General features: G+C 53.5%; 9 protein-coding genes and 2 pseudogenes. 6 read left to right on the top strand and 5 right to left on the bottom strand.

Going from position 1 to position 18,880, the window contains the following annotated elements:
* The first annotated feature begins 110 nt into the window (after positions 1 to 110).
* Positions 111 to 308: a hypothetical protein gene (locus ACQ86O_RS11015; protein ID WP_431225240.1), complete on the top strand. Its 198-nt coding sequence runs from the start codon at positions 111 to 113 to the stop codon at positions 306 to 308.
* Positions 309 to 470: 162 nt separating this feature from the next.
* Here the strand turns inward: ACQ86O_RS11015 and ACQ86O_RS11020 are convergent, their stop codons facing one another.
* Entirely contained in the window at positions 471 to 1,709 is a 1,239-nt protein-coding gene (locus ACQ86O_RS11020; protein ID WP_431225241.1) for an MFS transporter, read from the bottom strand.
* Positions 1,710 to 1,889: 180 nt separating this feature from the next.
* On the opposite strand from ACQ86O_RS11020, the gene ACQ86O_RS11025 reads away from it, so the two are divergent.
* The 3 genes and pseudogenes from ACQ86O_RS11025 (at position 1,890) to pbpC (ending at position 11,345) form a co-directional block, all read left to right on the top strand.
* Positions 1,890 to 2,219: a YqcC family protein gene (locus tag ACQ86O_RS11025; RefSeq protein WP_431225242.1), complete on the top strand. Its 330-nt coding sequence runs from the start codon at positions 1,890 to 1,892 to the stop codon at positions 2,217 to 2,219.
* Between the two features lie 589 nt (positions 2,220 to 2,808).
* A pseudogene (locus ACQ86O_RS11030) lies at positions 2,809 to 8,801 on the top strand (alpha-2-macroglobulin family protein).
* Between the two features lie 349 nt (positions 8,802 to 9,150).
* Positions 9,151 to 11,345: pseudogene (gene pbpC, locus ACQ86O_RS11035) on the top strand (penicillin-binding protein 1C).
* Positions 11,346 to 11,431: 86 nt separating this feature from the next.
* On the opposite strand, the gene ACQ86O_RS11040 reads toward pbpC, so the two are convergent.
* Positions 11,432 to 12,718 (bottom strand): alpha/beta fold hydrolase, encoded by a 1,287-nt coding sequence (locus tag ACQ86O_RS11040; protein WP_431225243.1) that lies wholly within the window; start codon positions 12,716 to 12,718, stop codon positions 11,432 to 11,434.
* A 482-nt stretch (positions 12,719 to 13,200) separates the two neighbouring features.
* On the opposite strand from ACQ86O_RS11040, the gene truC reads away from it, so the two are divergent.
* Together truC and ACQ86O_RS11050 are read left to right on the top strand one after the other, a co-directional pair.
* Positions 13,201 to 13,947 (top strand): tRNA pseudouridine(65) synthase TruC, encoded by a 747-nt coding sequence (gene truC, locus ACQ86O_RS11045; RefSeq protein ID WP_431225244.1) that lies wholly within the window; start codon positions 13,201 to 13,203, stop codon positions 13,945 to 13,947.
* Positions 13,948 to 14,023: 76 nt separating this feature from the next.
* A complete protein-coding gene (locus ACQ86O_RS11050) occupies positions 14,024 to 14,473 on the top strand; it encodes a flavodoxin (RefSeq protein WP_431225245.1) in 450 nt (149 codons plus the stop codon).
* A 216-nt stretch (positions 14,474 to 14,689) separates the two neighbouring features.
* On the opposite strand, the gene ACQ86O_RS11055 is transcribed toward ACQ86O_RS11050, so the two are convergent.
* From ACQ86O_RS11055 to glnD, 3 genes are all read right to left on the bottom strand, one after another.
* Positions 14,690 to 15,079 (bottom strand): DUF3461 family protein, encoded by a 390-nt coding sequence (locus ACQ86O_RS11055; protein WP_230491008.1) that lies wholly within the window; start codon positions 15,077 to 15,079, stop codon positions 14,690 to 14,692.
* 175 nt (positions 15,080 to 15,254) lie between these two features.
* Entirely contained in the window at positions 15,255 to 16,079 is an 825-nt protein-coding gene (gene dapD / locus ACQ86O_RS11060; protein WP_431225246.1) for a 2,3,4,5-tetrahydropyridine-2,6-dicarboxylate N-succinyltransferase, read from the bottom strand.
* Positions 16,080 to 16,121: 42 nt separating this feature from the next.
* On the bottom strand, positions 16,122 to 18,800 hold the full coding sequence (gene glnD / locus ACQ86O_RS11065; RefSeq protein WP_431225247.1) for a bifunctional uridylyltransferase/uridylyl-removing protein GlnD: 2,679 nt from the start codon (positions 18,798 to 18,800) through the stop codon (positions 16,122 to 16,124).
* Between the last annotated feature and the right edge of the window lie 80 nt (positions 18,801 to 18,880).

The following is an 18,880-nucleotide window of genomic DNA, read 5'->3' on the forward strand; positions in this document are numbered from 1 at the left end:
TTAGTGTTTGTCTGGGATGATTCTTGAACCGAAGTTGATGTAATCCATCCTACATAGCCTTGTGGTTGGAAAGGAATTAAGCGATCTTATGTCTACCGGACAGGAGTCAGGTGGAGCAGGAAAGCATCAGGATGATGCAGCTTCAGGATGAAGAAGTGGATGCACTCAGGAAGAGTGAAAAGGATTGGCATCAGGAAGATGCGCAGGATGTTTCAGGATTGAAACCAGGGACACCTCCAGGACGGAGATTGAGAGCCAACACAGGAATGTTGGTGGGTCAGGAAGGCCGAGGAACCGCGTCAGGATGATGCTATAGGATTTACCAAGGATTGTTTGGTCAGGATGGCCGGAGGAAAAGTTTTCAGGGATTGAGCAGGGAGCACACTTTGTAGCGGGATAGCTATAAAACGAACCGGGGGCACTGTTAACGCAGTGCCCCCAACTTTTGTCTCGAGAAAGCCAGACATTAATCAACCAATTGCGCCCAGCGTATCCCCAGTGCTTTGTTTCTTTGGCAGCAGGAACAGCGTGGCGTAAATATCCAGCAGATAAATCCCGGCCAGCAAAGTAATTGCGGCAGTAAATGAAAATTGGGATACCAGAGCACCGATCACCAATGGCCCCAGCCCACCAACGCCCCTTCCCAGGTTGAACAGAATATTTTGCGCGGTAGCACGCGCCTGCACCGGATAGGTGTCGGATATCAGCGCGCCGTAGCCGCCAATCATGCCGTTAACAAATACCCCCATCAACGCGCCCGCAAACAACATCAGGGTGGGATCGCTGAGCTGCGCATAGCAAATTACCATCACAACGGCGCCAATCTGGTAAATGACAAAGATTATCCAGCGTGGAAAACGGTCGGCCAATATGCCGAACAGCCAGATACCGAAGGTCATGCCAATAACCGTAACCCCGGTCCAGACGCCGGATTTGGTCAGCGAGAAGCCAAAGTTCTTTGCCAGATAGGTGGGCATCCAGATCATCAGCCCGTAATAACCAAAGTTCTGTACCGAGCAGAGAATAAAGATCCCCAGGCTGGCCTTGCCAGTGGCGCGATCTTTAAATAACAGCTTTACTCGTTGAGTAAAAGACAGCTGCTGTTCGCTCGATTTTTGCTGGGTAAACTCCTCCGGTTCGCCCATGGTGCGGCGGATAAGGAAGGAAACCAGCGCGGGCAGCAAACCAACCAGGAACATACCACGCCAGCCAATGTAGGGCAGCAGCAGCGGGGTCAGGAAGGCGGCGGCCAGCACGCCCAACTGCCAGCCCATACCCACATAGGCTGAGGCGCGATTGCGTTTCTCTGCTGGCCAGGCTTCGGCGATCAGCGCCATACCAATACCGAACTCACCGCCCAGCCCGATACCGGCCAAGGTGCGATAGGCGAGTAAATCCCAGTAACCCACGGCAACGGCACACAGACCGGTAAACAGTGAGAACATCAAGATGGTCATAGTCAACATGCGGATACGGCCAAAACGGTCGCTGAGATGGCCGAAGATCACGCCGCCAATCACTGCGCCGATCAGCGTCCATGTCACCAAAGAACCGGCTTCGGAGGAGGTCAGGCTCAGTTCATAGGTGATCACCGGCAGCATAAAGCCAAGTATCAGCAGATCGAAGCCGTCCATTGCATAACCGGTAACCGAAGCCAGCATGGCTTTACCGGGAGTTGCGTGATTTTTATTGGATGATATTGCGGGCATTTTTTTCATTATGTGTGGTTTTGAGTGCGCGTATTGTGCCGTGCCGGGTGCGGCGCCACCAGATAAAATATGCAGATAACTTGATCTCGGTACAGTTTGGGCTGTGGGGGCTTAAATGTTATGCTTTCACGCCTCTCAGCCATCGGTTGATAATCAGGGTTGCACAGCTTGGAAATACAGATGAGTCTACCAAACCAGGTTCGCCACATTTTGTCGGTGATTGAACAGTCGATGCATGATTTGGGCTTGTGGCAGGCTATGCCGCCAGAGGCGCAGGCATTCTCAAGCACCGAGCCTTTCTGCATTGACAGCATGCTGGCCGAAGAGTGGTTACAGTGGGTTTTGTTGCCACGGATGACGGCGTTATTGGATGCCAATGCGCCGTTGCCAACGCGTTTTGTTATCGCCCCTTATTTTGAAGAAGCACTGAAGGATAAGCAGCCAAACTGCATGCCGCTATTGGTGTTGCTGCAAAAGTTGGATGCGTTACTGAATATTGAACCTGAGTAACGTTTTCGCATGTAACCAAGGAGGGTTGCATCATGCTAAGAAAAGATCTGTTTGGCTGGATAGGGATCGCCGCAGGCGGTACGGCACTGTTGCTGCTGGTGGTGCATTTCTATGCGGGGCCATTTTCTCCCCACCTACGCTGGAAAGCCTGATTGCAGGTAAAGCACTGGCAATCAAAGAATCGCTACTGGCCTCACTGTTAGGTAACAAAGTACCTGATACTGTCACGCGGCCCCATTACAGTCTCGATCGGATAGTACAAATCGTCGTTGCCGTCCTGGCCGCTTCGGCGGTAATCCTGGGGATTGTTGGCGAGATCTGTAAGGGGAACCGGCAAGCTGCCTCAGCGGCTATTATGCTGGGTGCAGGTACGCTGTATTTTCAGTTTGCCTTCCTGACGCTTGGCGTAATCGCGGTCATTCTGCTTGTTGCCATCGTGTTGTCATTTATTTCGGGTCTTTGCACGTTCGGATAGTCCTTCTCCTGTGAATTCGTGCAATGCTGTTACTCTGGGTGCGTATATACCTTATGGATTTCAAGCTGCAGCTTGAAGACGATGGGTAGAAAGGATTACAAAGGTGCTGCCATAATGGATTTATTAAAGTTCATCCTCCGCTTACCTTTTACGTTGCTAAAAGGCCTGTTTCGTCTGCTGACCATGATCCTGAGCCTGCTGGGGCGCCTTTTCCGGCCGGTGGTCGGCAAATTCGACTGGAATGCGCCAGCCTGGTGGGAGGCGGTGTCCGGCGGGGTAAAGCGTAGCTTCTTACGTCTGGAAGGTGGGGTGGACAAATATCCCAAAGCCATCGCTCTGGCGTTGCTGGTGTTGTTATGCGCCGCCGGCGGGGCTTTCTACGGTTGGAACTGGTGGCTTAACCGGCCGCAGCCGATTGAACCTGCACCTATGGTCTACCAGGAAACCCGCGTCCGAGTTTCCGATCCTGCACTTATCAATTACGCAGCGCAGAAATCCGCGCCGCAGCAAGTCACTCTCACCTTTAAGAACTCGGTAGCACCGCTGACCGACGCCGGTAAAGTGGTGGATAACGGGGTGAAAATAAGCCCGGCCCTCGAAGGGCAGTGGAAGTGGGATAACGCCTGGACCTTGGTGTTTACGCCCAAGAACCCATTACCTATGGGGGCTAGTTACGAAATTATCCTCGAACCTTCGCGACTGTTGGCTCCTCAGATCAAGCTCGCTAATACCCGCTATACCTTCAATGCCCCTGCTTTTGATTATCAGTTAGGGCAAGCCGAGTATTATCAGGACCCACAGGATCCGCAAAAGCGCAGCGCTATTTTTAACGTAAAATTCAATGCGCCAATGGATGTAGCCAGCTTCGAAAAGCAGATCGCTCTGGGGTTGGTGGAAGCGAATGCCAAATCTGAAAAGAAACTCAATTTCTCACTGGTTTATGACGAGAAAAAACTTAATGCCTGGATACATTCAGAGCCACTGAAAGCACTGGACCACGGTGGAAAGGTACACCTGGTATTAGGCAAGGGTATCAAGCCGGTGGTGGCGGGCAACGCTGTTACGCAAACCAAGGATAACTGGGTTTCTGTCCCGACTCTTTATAGCCTCAAGTTGACGGAAGCCAGTGCCCAGGTGGTGGACAGTGATGGCACCAAAGGCCAGCGCGCGCTGATAGTCGCTTTCAGCGATGCGGTAAAAGATCAGGATATTGGCCGGGCCGTCAAAGCCTGGTTACTGCCGCAACATAATCCTAACGACACGCAAGGCACTCAAGAACCCGATGATTTTTATCAATGGGGAGATGTTGAGAGCGTCGAAAATAACGTTATGTCTGAGGCAACACTGTTACCCCTTCAGTTGAATGAAGCGGAAGAGATTTATCAACCGCAGTTCAGCTTCAAGTTCGACGCACCGGCTCACCGTTTTATGCTGGTAGAAATCACCAACCTGATGACCTCATCGGGTGGTTACAAAATGCCGGAAAAAGTCTATCGCATTGTCGAAGTGCCGGATTACCCCAAAACCTTGCAGTTCATGTCCCAAGGCTCGTTGCTGTCGGTTAATGGTGATAAGCAAATCAGCGTGGCGGCACGAAACGTGCCCGGTTTGCGCCTGGATATCAAACGGGTGATCCCAAGCCAGTTGCAACATGTTGTCTCTTTCAAAAGTCAGATGTTTTCTTCGGCGGATTTCTATCGGCTTAATGATGAATACTTTACTGAACACTTTAAATATCAAACGGTAATCAACAATGATAAGCCGGGTGAAGTGAACTATCAGGGGATCGATCTTTCCCGCTACCTCTCTACCAATCCAGACTCCCACCGTGGCGTATTCTTGCTGACCTTGTCTGAGTGGCAACCGGAAAAGAAAAAGCCACAGGTAGCGGAAGATGAGAGTGAACAGAGCGAAGAAGAAGGCAGTGATGCGCCTGCGGTAGGTGATTCACGCTTCGTTGTGGTGACCGATTTGGGGATTATTGCCAAACGTTCGCAGGATAAAACGCGCGATGTGTTTGTGCAGTCAATCCATAACGGCACGCCGGTCATGAATGCCAAGGTTTCGGTGATCGGCAAGAATGGCGTAACGCTGCTCAGCCAGGTTACTGATGCCAACGGGCATGTTCGTTTCCCGGCGTTGGATGTGTATACCAATGAGCGTCAACCGGTGATGTTCCTGGTGGAAAAAGAGGGCGACGTGTCGTTCCTGCCAACCAGCAGCAATAACGACCGTGGGCTGGATTTCTCCCGCTTTGATATTGAAGGGGAAGAAACACCTATCGATCCGCGCACTCTGAGCAGCTATCTGTTCTCCGACCGTGGCGTTTACCGCCCAGGGGACACCTTCAATATCGGTTTGATTACTCGTGCCGCAGACTGGGGTGTGGCCCTCGCTGGTGTACCTGTGCGTGCCGAGATCCGCGATCCGCGCGACAAGCTGATGAGCACGCTGCCGTTAACGCTCGGCAGCAGTGGCTTCAATGAGCTGAGTTACACCACGGATGAAAATGCGCCAACCGGTGAATGGAACGTTTATCTGTATCTGATCGGCAAGAATAACGACGTTACCACCTTGCTCGGCCACACGGCCGTCAACGTGAAGGAGTTCGAGCCAGATCAGCTGAAGGTGAAGCTGGAGTTGACGCCGAATCGTCAGCAAGGATGGGTCAAACCCTCTGAATTACAGGCCAGTATTGATGTGCAGAACCTGTTCGGTACACCGGCGCAGGATCGTCGGGTCACCTCGAAGTTGACGCTGCGGCCGATGTACCCGAGTTTTGATCGGTTCCCGGATTACGTTTTCTATGAAAATCGCCAGAACAACGACGGTTTTGAAACCGACTTGGAAGACCGAGCCACCAATGAGCTGGGGGTGGCCAATATCCCACTGGATCTGAAGTCTTACGCAGATGCTACCTATCAACTGCAATTGCTGTCGGAAGCCTTTGTTGCTGGCGGTGGGCGTTCCGTTGCCGCTACTGCTCGGGTGCTGGTGTCGCCTTATGATTATCTGATTGGCGTGAAGGCGGACGGTGATCTTGGTTATATCAACCGGGGGCCGTCCGCCATCTGAACGTGATTGCCGTTGATCCTTCACTAAAACAGATTGCACAGGCCGATCTGAAACGGGTGTTGATCGAACAGAAATATATCTCTGTGCTGACCAAGCAGAACTCGGGGGTTTATAAATACCAGTCGAAGATGAAAGAGATCCAACTGTCGGAGCAACCATTGGCGTTGGCCGAGCAGGGTAACGATCTGACTTTGGCGACCGAGACGCCGGGCGACTTTGTGCTGGTGATTGAAGATGCGCAGGGCAAGGTGCTTAACCGTATCGCCTATAGCGTGGCGGGTAACGCCAACCTCAGCCGTTCATTGGATCGTAATGCCGAACTGAAGCTGAAACTGAACCAGGCGGAGTATCAGCCAGGTGAAGAAGTGGACGTTTCGATCACTGCGCCTTATACCGGCAGCGGTTTGATCACTATCGAAAAAGATCGGGTGTATGCCTGGCAATGGTTCCACACCGATACCACCAGTTCAGTGCAGAAAATCCAGGTTCCGGCCGGGATGGAAGGCAACGGTTATATCAACGTGCAGTTTGTGCGTGATGTGAACTCCAGCGAAATCTTTATGAGCCCGCTGAGCTATGGCGTTATGCCGTTTAAAATCAGCACCAAAGCCCGCCAGAACGGCCTTGAAGTACGGGCGCCTGAGGTCATTAAACCGGGCCAGAATCTGACGATGACGGTGAAGACTGACGGCCCACAGCAGGTTGCGCTGTTTGCCGTGGATGAGGGGATTTTGCAGGTGGCGCGGTATCGCCTGAAAGATCCGCTGGAGTACTTCTTCCGCAAGCGGGAGCTGAGTGTTGAAAGCTCACAGATCCTCGACCTGATCCTGCCAGAATTCAGCAAACTGATGGCGCTTTCAGCGGCACCGGGCGGTGACGGTGGTGAAGGGCTGGATCTGAATTTGAACCCGTTCAAGCGTAAACGTGACAAGCCGGTAGCCTACTGGTCTGGCATTACCGAAGTGAATGGCGAGAAGCAGTTTGACTATCCGGTGCCGGATTACTTCAATGGTAAAATCCGCGTAATGGCAATTTCGGTGACGCCAGACAAAATCGGTAAGGCACAAACATCTGCCACGGTGCGTGACAACTTTATCATGACGCCAAACGTGCCTTCCATGGTTGCGCCGGGTGATGAGTTTGACGTCAGTGTTGGGGTCAGTAATAACCTTGAAGGGCTGGGCGCTAAGCCTGTTGCTATCAGCGTACATCTGACACCGCCAGCGCAGTTGGAAGTGGTGGGTGGCGCAGAGCAGAGCCTGTCGCTGGCAGAAAAACGTGAAGGTGTGATCCACTTTCGCCTGCGTGCCAAGGCGCTGCTGGGTGATGCTCCGTTGACGTTTGATGCGAGCTATGGCGACAACACCAGCCGCCGTACCATCAGCACTTCGGTGCGCCCGGCGATGCCTTACCGTACCCAGTCGGTGATGGGGCGGATGAACGGCAGCAACCAGAATATTGATAATCTGCGGCAGATGTTCGATGCCTATGCGCAGCGTAACGCGGCGGTATCCTATTCGCCATTGGTGCTGACCAGCGGCCTGGCGCAGTATCTGGCGGATTATCCTTACTACTGTTCTGAGCAGATCGTCAGCCGCGCTATCCCGCTGATCATGCAAAGCCAGCATCCAGAAATGAAAAGCAGCCTGAGCCAGGCCGAAGTCAGCCAGCAGTTGAAAAACCTGCTTGGCGTACTGCGTTCGCGCCAGAATGACAACGGCGCGATTGGTGCCTGGCGTTCATCGCCGGATGCCGATCCGTTTGTGACGCCATATGTGGTGCAATATCTGCTGGCCGCCAAGGCGGCGGGGTATTCACTGCCGGAAGGGATGTTGGATGAAGCCAATGGCGCGCTGCGTGAACTGGCAGCCAGGGGTTACGACGATCTCTATCATCTACGCCTGCGGACCTGGGCGGTCTACCTGTTGACCTTGCAGGGGGAGATCACCACCAACTCGCTGGCATCGGTACAGGATACGTTGCAAAAACTGCATCCAGACAGTTGGAAGACGGATCTGAGCGCCTGGTATCTGGCTTCGTCTTATCGTCTGTTAAAAATGGATGATGAGGCCAATGCCCTGCTGCAACCAGGCTGGAACCAACTGAGCAAAGCCTATGACAAGGGCTGGTGGACGCAGAATTATTTCGATCCGCTGGTGCAGGATGCGACACGTCTGTACCTGGTCAGCCGTCATTTCCCTGAGAAATTGTCTGCCATTCCGCCACAGGTATTGGAGAACATGGTCAAGGCGTTGAGAGAAGAGCGCTACACCACTTACTCTGCGGCGATGAGTATTCTGGCCCTGGAGAGTTACTCGGCGCAGGTGGCGGCGCAGGCGCCCTCCTCAACGGATAGCTTGAGCATCAGCCAGACCAGCAAACAAAGCAAAACCGCTCCGCAGGTTATTTCTGCTTTGGCGGGGCTATTTGCCAAAGGCCAGTTCAGCGCAGATGCACAGGCAATCCGCTTCACCAATACCCGCGATGCGCCTGCCTGGTATGTGGTCACGCAGGCCGGTTACGATCTTGCCGCGCCGCAGAAAGCCATAGCGCGTGGGTTGGAGATCACTCGTGATTACCTGGACGAGCAGGGTAAACCGGTCACGCAGGTGACATTGGGGCAGAAGATCAATGTCCATTTGAAAATCCGCGCCAACTCAAAACAGGGGCAGAACAACCTGGCGATTGTCGATCTGTTGCCGGGTGGGTTTGAGGTGGTACAGCAAGCGCCTCCAGAGCCTGCCAGTGAGGGCGGCGAAGGCAGTGACAATCCGGATGGCGCTTGGCAATCACCTTTGGCTGCATCTGGCTCGACCTGGGCACCTGATTACAGTGATATCCGTGAAGACCGGGTGATCATTTATGGTAGCGCCAGCACTGACGTGCAGGAATTTGTCTACCAGATTAAAGCCACCAACACCGGTAGCTTTGTGATCCCGCCAGCTTATGGAGAAGCCATGTACGATCGTGAAGTGCAGGCGATGTCTGCCAGTAGCGGCAAGCTGGAGGTAGTACCGGCGGAACGGAAATAGGCCATTGCCCTGATGCCTGTCATTGGCACTAAACTGCCCTTCCCCCGGTTCTGGGGAGAGGGCATTGCTATCAACAGGGTGCTAATGAATCAGGCATTGTATTGCTGAACTGACGAGCATTATTACCAATGCCCTGTGATTGATTTGTCGCGGGGCTCGCGGCGGGTATTGAGAATCAATGAAAATCCTCCCTGCTTCCTCGGTGGCGGCTAAACGCTGGCTACAGAATATTTTGATGGCGGTATTTCTGCTGGCGCTGGTGAACCTGGGTGCGCGGCTCTGGCCACATCCAGCGCTTTCTCAGGGGCTTCCTTTATCCTCGGTTTACTACGATCGCCACGGGGCGCTGATGCGTATCACCTTGGCTAATGACGATCGTTATCGCCTGTGGACACCGTTGGAGAAGATTTCTCCGCTGGCGGTTCAGGGGATCTTGCTGCATGAAGATCGTTGGTTCTATTTCAACCCCGGTTTTAATCCTGTCAGCCTGCTACGGGGATTTTGGCGCAGCTATGTGGCAGGCGGCAAAATGCAGGGGGATCGACCATCACCATGCAACTGGCGCGGATGCATTGGCATCTGAATACCCGCACGCCTGGCGGCAAGCTGCTGCAGGTGCTGCGGGCCATCCAACTGGAGCTCAGTTACTCCAAGCACGATATTCTGGAAGCCTATCTGAATTACGCCCCTTATGGTCGCAATATTGAGAGTATCGGCGCCGCCAGCCTGATTTACTTCGCCAAAGCCCCGCTGGATCTGACGCTGCCGGAGGCGTTGACGCTGTCTGTTTTACCGCAGTCGCCAAGTTACCGTATTGACCCTAAAACCGGCGTGCTGGGGGTGGCATTGACCCAGGCTCGCAACCGTCTGTTTCAGCGCTGGCAGGGCGTTTATGCCACGGACAACAGCCAGAAAGCGTTGTTCCAGCTCCCTCTTGCCCTGCGCCAGCCGGAGCAAATGCCTTATATTGCCCCGCACTTTATCGAACAACTGCGCCAACAGACTCAGCGCCTTGTGACGTTGGATACCCGTGTAGACACAACGCTGGATGCGGGGCTACAGCGGTTGATTGAAAAACAGGTGAATGCGTTTATTGTCCGCAACCAGAGCCGGGGCATACATAATGCCGCTGTGCTGCTGGTAGACAGCCGCGATATGGGGGTGCGTGCGCTATTGGGTTCTGCGGATTATTACAACCGTGAGATTCAGGGGCAGGTGAATGGCACCCATGCCAAGCGTTCCCCCGGTTCCACGCTCAAGCCTTTTATTTATGCTTTAGGGATGGAACAGGGCGTGTTGCATCCGATGACCATTCTGAAGGACGTGCCTTCGTCTTTCGGGGCCTATGCACCAGAGAATTTTGACCGGCGTTTCCTGGGGCCGGTGACGGCGACGGATGCGCTTAATTTCAGCCGTAATATCCCGGCAGTTTATGTGGCGTCACAGCTGCGTCAGCCGACGTTTTATCAGTTTTTAAGCCTGTCCGGGATCGCCAATATGGCCAGTGAAAACCATTATGGGCTTTCGCTGGTATTAGGCGGTGGCGAGGTAACCGCTCAGGAACTGGCAAAGCTGTATGCATTATTGGCTAACCGGGGCGCATTACGGCCATTACGGATGCAAAAAAACGATGCTTATCCTCAGCCCATACGTTTACTGAGCGAAGAAGCCAGCTTCGTGACGCTGGATATGCTGCGCCAGCATCGGCGGCCCGGTGATACGCTGGCACAACGATCGTCGTCGCTACCCGTCTATTGGAAAACTGGCACCTCCTGGGGATTTCGTGATGCCTGGAGCGTGGGTATTTTCGGGCCGTATGTGCTGGTGGTGTGGGAAGGCAATTTCGACAGTAAAGGCAACAACGTGTTTGTCGGAGCGGATGCGGCTGCACCTTTGTTCTTTAATATCATCGATAGCATCAACGCCAGCTATCCAAGGTTACAGGAGCCGAAGCACGCCTTCCCGAAACGGCTCAAGCGGGTCGATGTCTGCCTGGCCAGTGGCAACCTGCCTACCCGGTGGTGCCAGCAAAAAGGCAAGACCTGGTTTATCCCCGGCAAATCCCCTATCAAGATTGATACCGTTTTTCGCCCGGTGGTGCTGGATATTCATAGCGGTGAGGTGGCCTGCCCACCATACGATGAATCGCAGACCCGTACCGAGGTTTTTGAGTTTTGGTCTTCCGATCTGGCCAATGTCTTTGCCCAGGCCGGGTTGCCTAAACGGACTCCTCCGGTGAACCATTGCAAAGATAATCTGGTGGCCGTCAGTGGCAATCCGCCACGTATTACTTCGCCGCTTAAAAATACGACCTATACCTTAAGGCAGTCGCAGCAGGGGCGTGACAAAATTGCTTTCAATGCGGTGACGGATGCCGATAGTAAAACGGTGTACTGGTTTGTGGACGATATCTATCTTGGCAGCAGCGCCAGTAAGAAACCTATTGATTGGCGGCCAATCAATAACGGCCAGTATCGCATCCGAGCGGTGGACGATCATGGGCGTGCCGATAGCCGCCTGGTGATGATTGAACGGGTGAATTGAGGTGCCGTGGGACAAGGGGCAGGGCTCCGCCCCTTGTTGATACCCGTTTTCTTGCAAGCTGCAGCGTTGTTACCTGCACTTAATGATTATTTGGGGTAAATACCAGCTTCTGTTGCCATGGCCTGCAGGAAGCCAAAGACATTACCGACACGCAGCCCATTGTGTTCATATTCGTTAGTGATCCACGGCGTCAGATTGCCTACCTGCTGTGCCGTGGCCAGCGATGATTGTAAATCGACGTACATATCGCTGAAGTAAATAGCAGCGAATACCGGCACCTGGTTCTCACGCAAACGCTCGCAATCATAAAGCGGCGACCAGACCCGCCGCTCGGCCAAAAGCTTGACTGGCTCGTTAAACGGGCGCAATGCGGCAATATCGGTGAACATCCATGGGTAGATCATCTCGCCGGTCAGATAAAGCGGGCGCCGGTCTTCGTCGAAGGTATCAAAATTGCCCCGCATGCGCTGTGCGGCCCAGTTGGTGGCTTTATCCTGTGCGTAAATGCTTTCATGCAACGCGGCAAACAGCGGGTTTTCCGCAAAGCTGGTCAGCGTCATGACCTGTGCCAGAAAGGTATCGCTGAGCTGGTCGTCAGGGTTAAACGCTTCGTCGAATAACCACAGCAGCCTTTCATAGCCTTCGCTCATGCCAAGATCGATCCCCAGGCTTTGCATGCGCTTTACGGTCAGCTGGTCACCGTCGGGTAATCGTACATCTTCCTGCTCTAGCTTATCGGCCACGCGGGCAATCAGAGCTTTCAGGTGAGGATAGCGTTGATAGAAAATACGATTTTTGGCCACCACTTGCGGGTAGGTATGGGCGTAGACTTCGTCAGCATCGGGCTGCAGGCTGGTCAGCCCGCCGGTCAAAAAGCAGCAGTGCAACCCTTCGGGGGCCTGAGAGAGGTAGGTAAGGGTAATAAAGCCGCCGTAGCTTTGGCCCAGGGTGCTCCATGGGCGGTCGCCAAAGCAGTTTTTACGCAGATATTCGGCATCGGCAACGATGGAGTCGGCACGGAAACAGGACAGGTAATCTGCCGCCTGGCTTTCACTGAGCCCGGCCAGGCTCTTGCCTTCAATTCGGTTACTTCGCCCGGTACCACGCTGATCCAGCAAGATTACCCGGTAGCTTTTCAACGCTTCGGCGATCCAGCTGCTGCGGGCTGTAGGGCGTGGGCTCTTACCACCGGGCCCACCCTGTAGAAACAGCAGGCAGGGCATTGGGTCATCCCGGTGCGTAGGATCCACCAATTCCCGAACAAAGATTTTGATCGTGCGTGTATCCTGTTTATTGAACCAGTTCAGCGGAACCTCGACAATATGTTCACGCACCCAGATTGCAGGCAGTAAATATTCTCGTTCAACGCTCATGTTATCTCTTCCTATTTGTCTGTTCTTTTCTTCCAGCGGATAGTTTTATACTGCACGCGGCATTTCGTCAGGCTGCCCTGAGGCTGATTCTACCGTTAAGGTCGGTTTCTCAGGTCATTTCTCAGGTGGAACGCGACATGGAAACCCAGACAAATAGTAAGCTTATTCTATTGAAAAATAAGAAAAAACCTGGCTTATATGTAGGGTGTCCTCAGCGTATCAGGGAGCGTGCGGTTATAAAATAACCAATAGGTGGGAATTTGAACACTGCTCACAACGCAAATATTGCAGGAAGTATGCAGATCCATTGCTGGATGACCACCGTCACACTATTAACCATTTTACCCTTTTACCTTTCAGCCCTATTTTGAGATGTGTGCAAGGCTCGACTTCCGCTGCCTGCTTTTTGTGCCAGGACAAGGTTTTTTTATGGCGCATCGGGAATGTTTTAGTTTTTAATTTCAATAGGTTATTTTATTTATATGCAGATTTTATACCAGGACGAACATCTGATTGCTGTCAACAAACCTGCTGGCTGGTTGGTGCACCGTAGCTGGCTGGATCGCCATGAGACCCAGTTTGTGATGCAAACCGTGCGCGATCAGATTGGCCAGCATGTATTTACCGTGCATCGCCTGGATCGCCCCACTTCTGGTGTGTTGCTTATGGCACTGTCCAGTGAGGTGGCTCGCACGTTGTCGCAGCAGTTTGAACTGCATCAAGTGCAGAAAACCTACCACGCAGTGGTGCGGGGTTATGTGCTGGAAGGTGGCACCATCGATTACGCGTTGACCGAAGAGCTGGACAAGCTGGCGGACAAACACGCAAACCCGGACAAAGGTCCCAAACCGGCGGTGAGCCATTACCAACCACTGGCGATGGTCGAGATGCCGGTAGCGATAGGTCGTTACGCCACATCGCGTTACAGCCTGGTCGAATTAAAGCCGCAAACGGGCCGTAAACACCAGTTGCGGCGGCATATGGTGCATATCCGCCACCCAATCATTGGTGATACCGCCCATGGCGATTTACGCCAGAACCGGGGGATGGCTCAGCATTTCGCTTGTCCACGCCTGATGCTGCACGCCAGCCATCTGCAATTGGCTCACCCGGTCAGTGGCGAACCGCTGCATATTTCTGCCTCGTGGGATGCGGCCTGGCAGGGGGTGATGGCACAATTTGGTTGGCTCGATGTGCTGCCTGAGCTTGTTGGGGTTGAGTTTCCATAACCTAACGGTCAGGATATGCCCGTTGCCGGGTTACGGCAGGCATGGCAGTTTTTTCATTATCAAGAGGGCAGGAACGATGGCTCAGGTCGGTATTTTCGTAGGCACGGTCTACGGTAATTCTTTGTTAGTGGCAGAAGAAGCAGAAACTATCCTTCAAGAACAGGGCCATGAGGTCAAACTGTTTGAAGAGGGGACATTGGAGGCCTGGCAGTATTATCGCCAGCATTATGCACTGGTGATCACTTCCACCACCGGGCAGGGGGATCTGCCCGACAGCATTGCGCCTCTATTCCAGGCCATTCGTGACCAGCTTGGTTATCAGCCAGAGTTGCATTATGGGTTGATCGCCTTGGGCGATAGCAGTTATGACAATTTCTGCGGGGCCGGGCGCGCCTTTGATGCCCTGTTGCAAGAGCAAGGTGCGACGCGTGTAGGTGAAGTATTTGAAATCGATGCAATAGAGCAGCCGGAACCGGAAGTGGTGTCCTGCCCATGGGTAGAGCAGTGGGGAAGCCTGCTCAAGTAGTCTCTGCGCTAAAGGACGATAAACGAAAAAACCTAATCCCTTAAGCACTCTCAAGGCCGTAGCCAGGAAGCGTTAAAGAATTAGGTTTTACCTGCCAGAGCAGTATTGATTCTCTGATTGCCCATTAACCGTACCACATCGAAAACGGGCAAAATGTGAACTCGGTGGCACACCGGTAATCAGGTTGCCACCGTCGCTATATTCGGATTTTCGAACCTATTTACCGCGCGTAAGTTTTTCCAGATCGGATTCGATCTCGGCAATTTTGTGGGAGACCACGCCTTCCAGATGACGCAGGTCGTCCAGAATTTTACGTTTCAGATCCACTTCCACCTGATCGCGCTGGCACAGTTGATCCAGTTCATCGATCACATAACGCAGGTTGGGGTTGATCTCATGGATCTCTTTGTAGCCCTGACCAGCGTTGTCGGCCACCACGGTTTTACGTTGACGCGGGTATTTGAACTTCACACTCTTGGCAAAGAATTCGCCTTTATCTTTGCGGAAGTAAATCTTGAGGATGTCGTTATTGGCCTCCTGACGCAGGCTATAGCGATCGATATCTTCCGGTTGATTGATTCCTAAGCTTTTCAGGTTGTCATACATGATAGCGCCACCTTGGTTATTCCAATTGTTATTCAATTTGCAGTTATACTGACCAAAAGCATGAAATTAAGCAGGAGTAACAGCCAGAGATTATGGCGAAAACGGCTGCCTGAGACTGTGACGGTTCGCGTAATGAAGATAAAAAAATGGCGGGTGATTTACCCGCCATTCAATATTAGTCGATGGTGCGTAATAACTCATTAATCCCGACTTTACCGCGCGTTTTGGCGTCGACTTTCTTGACGATCACCGCACAGTACAGGCTATAAGATCCGTCCTTGGATGGCAGGTTACCGGAAACCACTACCGAACCCGCTGGAACACGGCCATAGTGAACCTCACCGGTTTCGCGATCGTAAATACGGGTGCTTTGGCCCAGGTAAACGCCCATGGAAATCACCGAGCCTTCTTCAACGATCACCCCTTCAACCACTTCAGAACGCGCACCGATAAAGCAGTTGTCTTCGATGATGGTTGGGTTGGCCTGCAGAGGCTCCAACACGCCACCGATGCCGACACCGCCGGACAGATGAACGTTTTTGCCGATCTGTGCGCAGGAACCGACGGTGGCCCAGGTGTCTACCATGGTGCCTTCATCCACATAGGCACCAATGTTGACGTAAGAAGGCATCAGTACGGTGTTGCGTGCAATGAATGCGCCCTGGCGAACGGTAGCCGGCGGCACCACGCGGAAGCCTTCTTTCTGGAAGCGGGCATCATCGTAATCAGCGAATTTCATCGGTACTTTGTCGTAATAGCGGGTTTCTGCACCGTCCATCACTTTGTTGTCATTAATGCGGAAAGAAAGCAGCACGGCTTTTTTCAGCCACTGATGCGTTACCCACTGACCGTCTTTCTTCTCGGCAACGCGCAGGGCGCCACTGTCCAGCAGGGCGATCACCTGGTTTACCGCTTCACGCGTTACGGTGTCTACGTTTGCCGGAGTAATGTCTGCCCGACGTTCGAAGGCGCTTTCAATAACGTTTTGTAGTTGCTGCATGCTATTCCCTGTCCTGGTTTTATTTACGAAAGGTTACTTGTATCACATTTTATCGGTTGGATTGAGTGCCTCTGTCAACCGTTGTTCCAATTTTCTGCGCGTTTCTGGAGCCAGTGCGCGTCGATCGGCATCGGCCAGAATAAACAAATCCTCCACACGTTCCCCGATGGTGGAAATGCGCGCGCCATGCAGTGACAGGCCCAGATCGGCAAATACTTCACCCACTCGAGCCAACAGACCGGGCTGATCGAGGGCGATCAGTTCCAGATAGCTACGGCGATCGTTGTGGGTTGGCAAGAAACTGACTTCGGTCGGTACACTGAAATGCCGCAATTTGGATGAGGGGCGGCGCGCACGCGGTGGCTGATATTCCCGCTGGGTGATGGCTTGTTCCAGCGCATGACGGATGACGGCATGGCGGTCTTGCGCCAGTGGGCTGCCATCCGGTTCCAGCACGATAAAGGTGTCCATGGCCATGCCATCACGGTTGGTGAAGATCTGCGCGTCATGCACGCTCAGATTACGCCGATCCATTTCGCCGGCCACGGCGGCAAACAGGTAAGGGCGATCCGGGCTCCAAATAAAGATTTCGGTGCCGCCACGTGTTGCCTGGCGGCTGACCAGCACCAGCGGCTTGGTCGAATCATGGGCCAACAGATGGCGGGCGTGCCACGCCAACTGGTTCGGTGAATGTCGCAGGAAATAATCAGCGCGACAACGGCTCCAGATACGATGCAGTGCCTCTTCATCGATATTATCCATGCGCAGCAGAGCTAGCGCTTGCAGCCGGTGGTGGCGAACCCGTTCGCGCAGATCCGGGCTGTTTTGCATGCCGCGCCGCAGCTGTTTCTCGGTAGCAAAATAAAGTTCGCGCAGCAGGCTTTGCTTCCAGCTGTTCCACAATGTTTCGTTGGTAGCGCAGATATCCGCCACCGTCAGGCAAACCAGATAACGCAGCCGGGTTTCGCTCTGTACTTCGCTGCTGAATTGCTGAATAACGGTGGGGTCCTGAATGTCCCGCCGCTGTGCGGTCACTGACATCAGCAGATGGCAGCGCACCAACCAGGCGACCAATTGCGCCTCACGCGAGTTCAAGCCATGTAATTCGGCAAACTCGAGCGCGTCTTGTGCGCCAAGAATGGAATGATCGCCGCCACGCCCTTTGGCAATATCGTGGAACAAAGCCGCCAGCAGCAGTAATTCGGGATGGGGCAGGCGAGGATAAAGTTCTACGCACAGCGGATGGCGCGGGCGCGTTTCTTCATCGGCAAAGCTTTCCAGTTTTTGCAGCACACGAACAGTGTGCTCATCAACGGTATAAGCGTGGAATAAATCGAACTGCATCTGGCCGACGATGCTGCCCCATTGCGGCATATAGGCCGACAATACGCTGTGACGGTGCATTGGCACCAGCGCCCGTGAGACTGCCCCAGGGTGGCGCAGAATAGCCATAAACAGCTCTCTGGCCTCGGGGATGTGGCATAACGGTTGTTCCAGTTGACGGCGGGCATGGCGTAACTGGCGCACCGTGGTGGAATAGATGCCTTTGATTTCCCGGTTACGTACCATCAGGTAGAACATCCGCATGATCGCTTCGGGCTGGCGGATAAACAGCGTTTCATCGCGCAGATCGATCAGATCGCCACGCAGTTGGAAATCATCGTTCAGTGGGCGCGGTTTTTCGGTGGTGTCCAATGCCAGGATTGCTTCGTCAAACAACTGCAGCAGCATGTGGTTCAGCTCACTGACACGGCGCGTCATGCGATAGAAATCTTTCATCATGCGCTCTACCGGCTCATTGCCTTCCCCTTCGTAACGCAGCAACTGGGCTACGTTGAGCTGGCGATCAAACAGTAGGCGGTTGTCATAACGGGGCAACACCAGATGCAGCGCAAAGCGGATACGCCACAGGAAGCTCTGGCATTCGTTCAGTTCATTGCGCTCAGCCTGGGTCAGAAAGCCAAACCCGACCATCTCGTCAAGCGAGGTGGCGCCAAAATGACGGCGGGCCACCCATAGCAGCGTGTGGATGTCGCGCAGGCCGCCAGGGCTGCTTTTGATATCTGGTTCCAGATTATAGCTGGTGCCGTGATAGCGCTGGTGGCGCTCTTGTTGCTCAATCACTTTGGCATCAAAGAATTTTGGCGAAGGCCAGAAGCCGTCGCTGAAAATGTGTTTCTGCATTTGCAGAAACAGGGCGACGTCGCCGCAGATCATGCGTGATTCGATTAAGTTGGTCGCAACCGTCAGGTCCGCCAACCCTTCGAGCAGGCACTCTTCCAGCGTTCGCACGCTGTGGCCGACTTCCAGCTTCAGATCCCACAGTAAGGTAATGAACTCACCGACACGGGCGGCCTGCTTATCGTCCAGGCGGGACTGGCTGAGCACCAGGAGGTCGATATCAGATAGCGGGTGCAGTTCACCCCGCCCGTAGCCGCCAACGGCAACCAGCGCCGTTTCCGGGATATCTTCAAAACCGTAGAACACCCACAGCCGGCGCAACAGCCTATCGATAAATTCACTGCGTGCCGCCACCAGGCTCTCTGCACTGGAACCGGCGTTGAATGCTGCCGCTAACCAAAGCTGAAACTGTTCCAGACGCTGTTTGAGCGCCAGGCAGTTAATCTCCTCATCGCCATAGGCGTTGGGAAACTCAGGCTGTTTTGGCACGGCGGGTTGCTCGATGGCCGAGGTGCCTTGTTGACTCAAGTTTTCAGACATAAACGCAGCCCATAAAAAAGACCGGCAAAAGCCGGCCTGGTGACAAGAACTGCAGTTTACATACCCTATGAATTTCAAAT

The organism is Serratia sp. L9, assembly GCF_050632285.1.
In the GTDB taxonomy this organism is placed as follows: domain Bacteria; phylum Pseudomonadota; class Gammaproteobacteria; order Enterobacterales; family Enterobacteriaceae; genus Chania.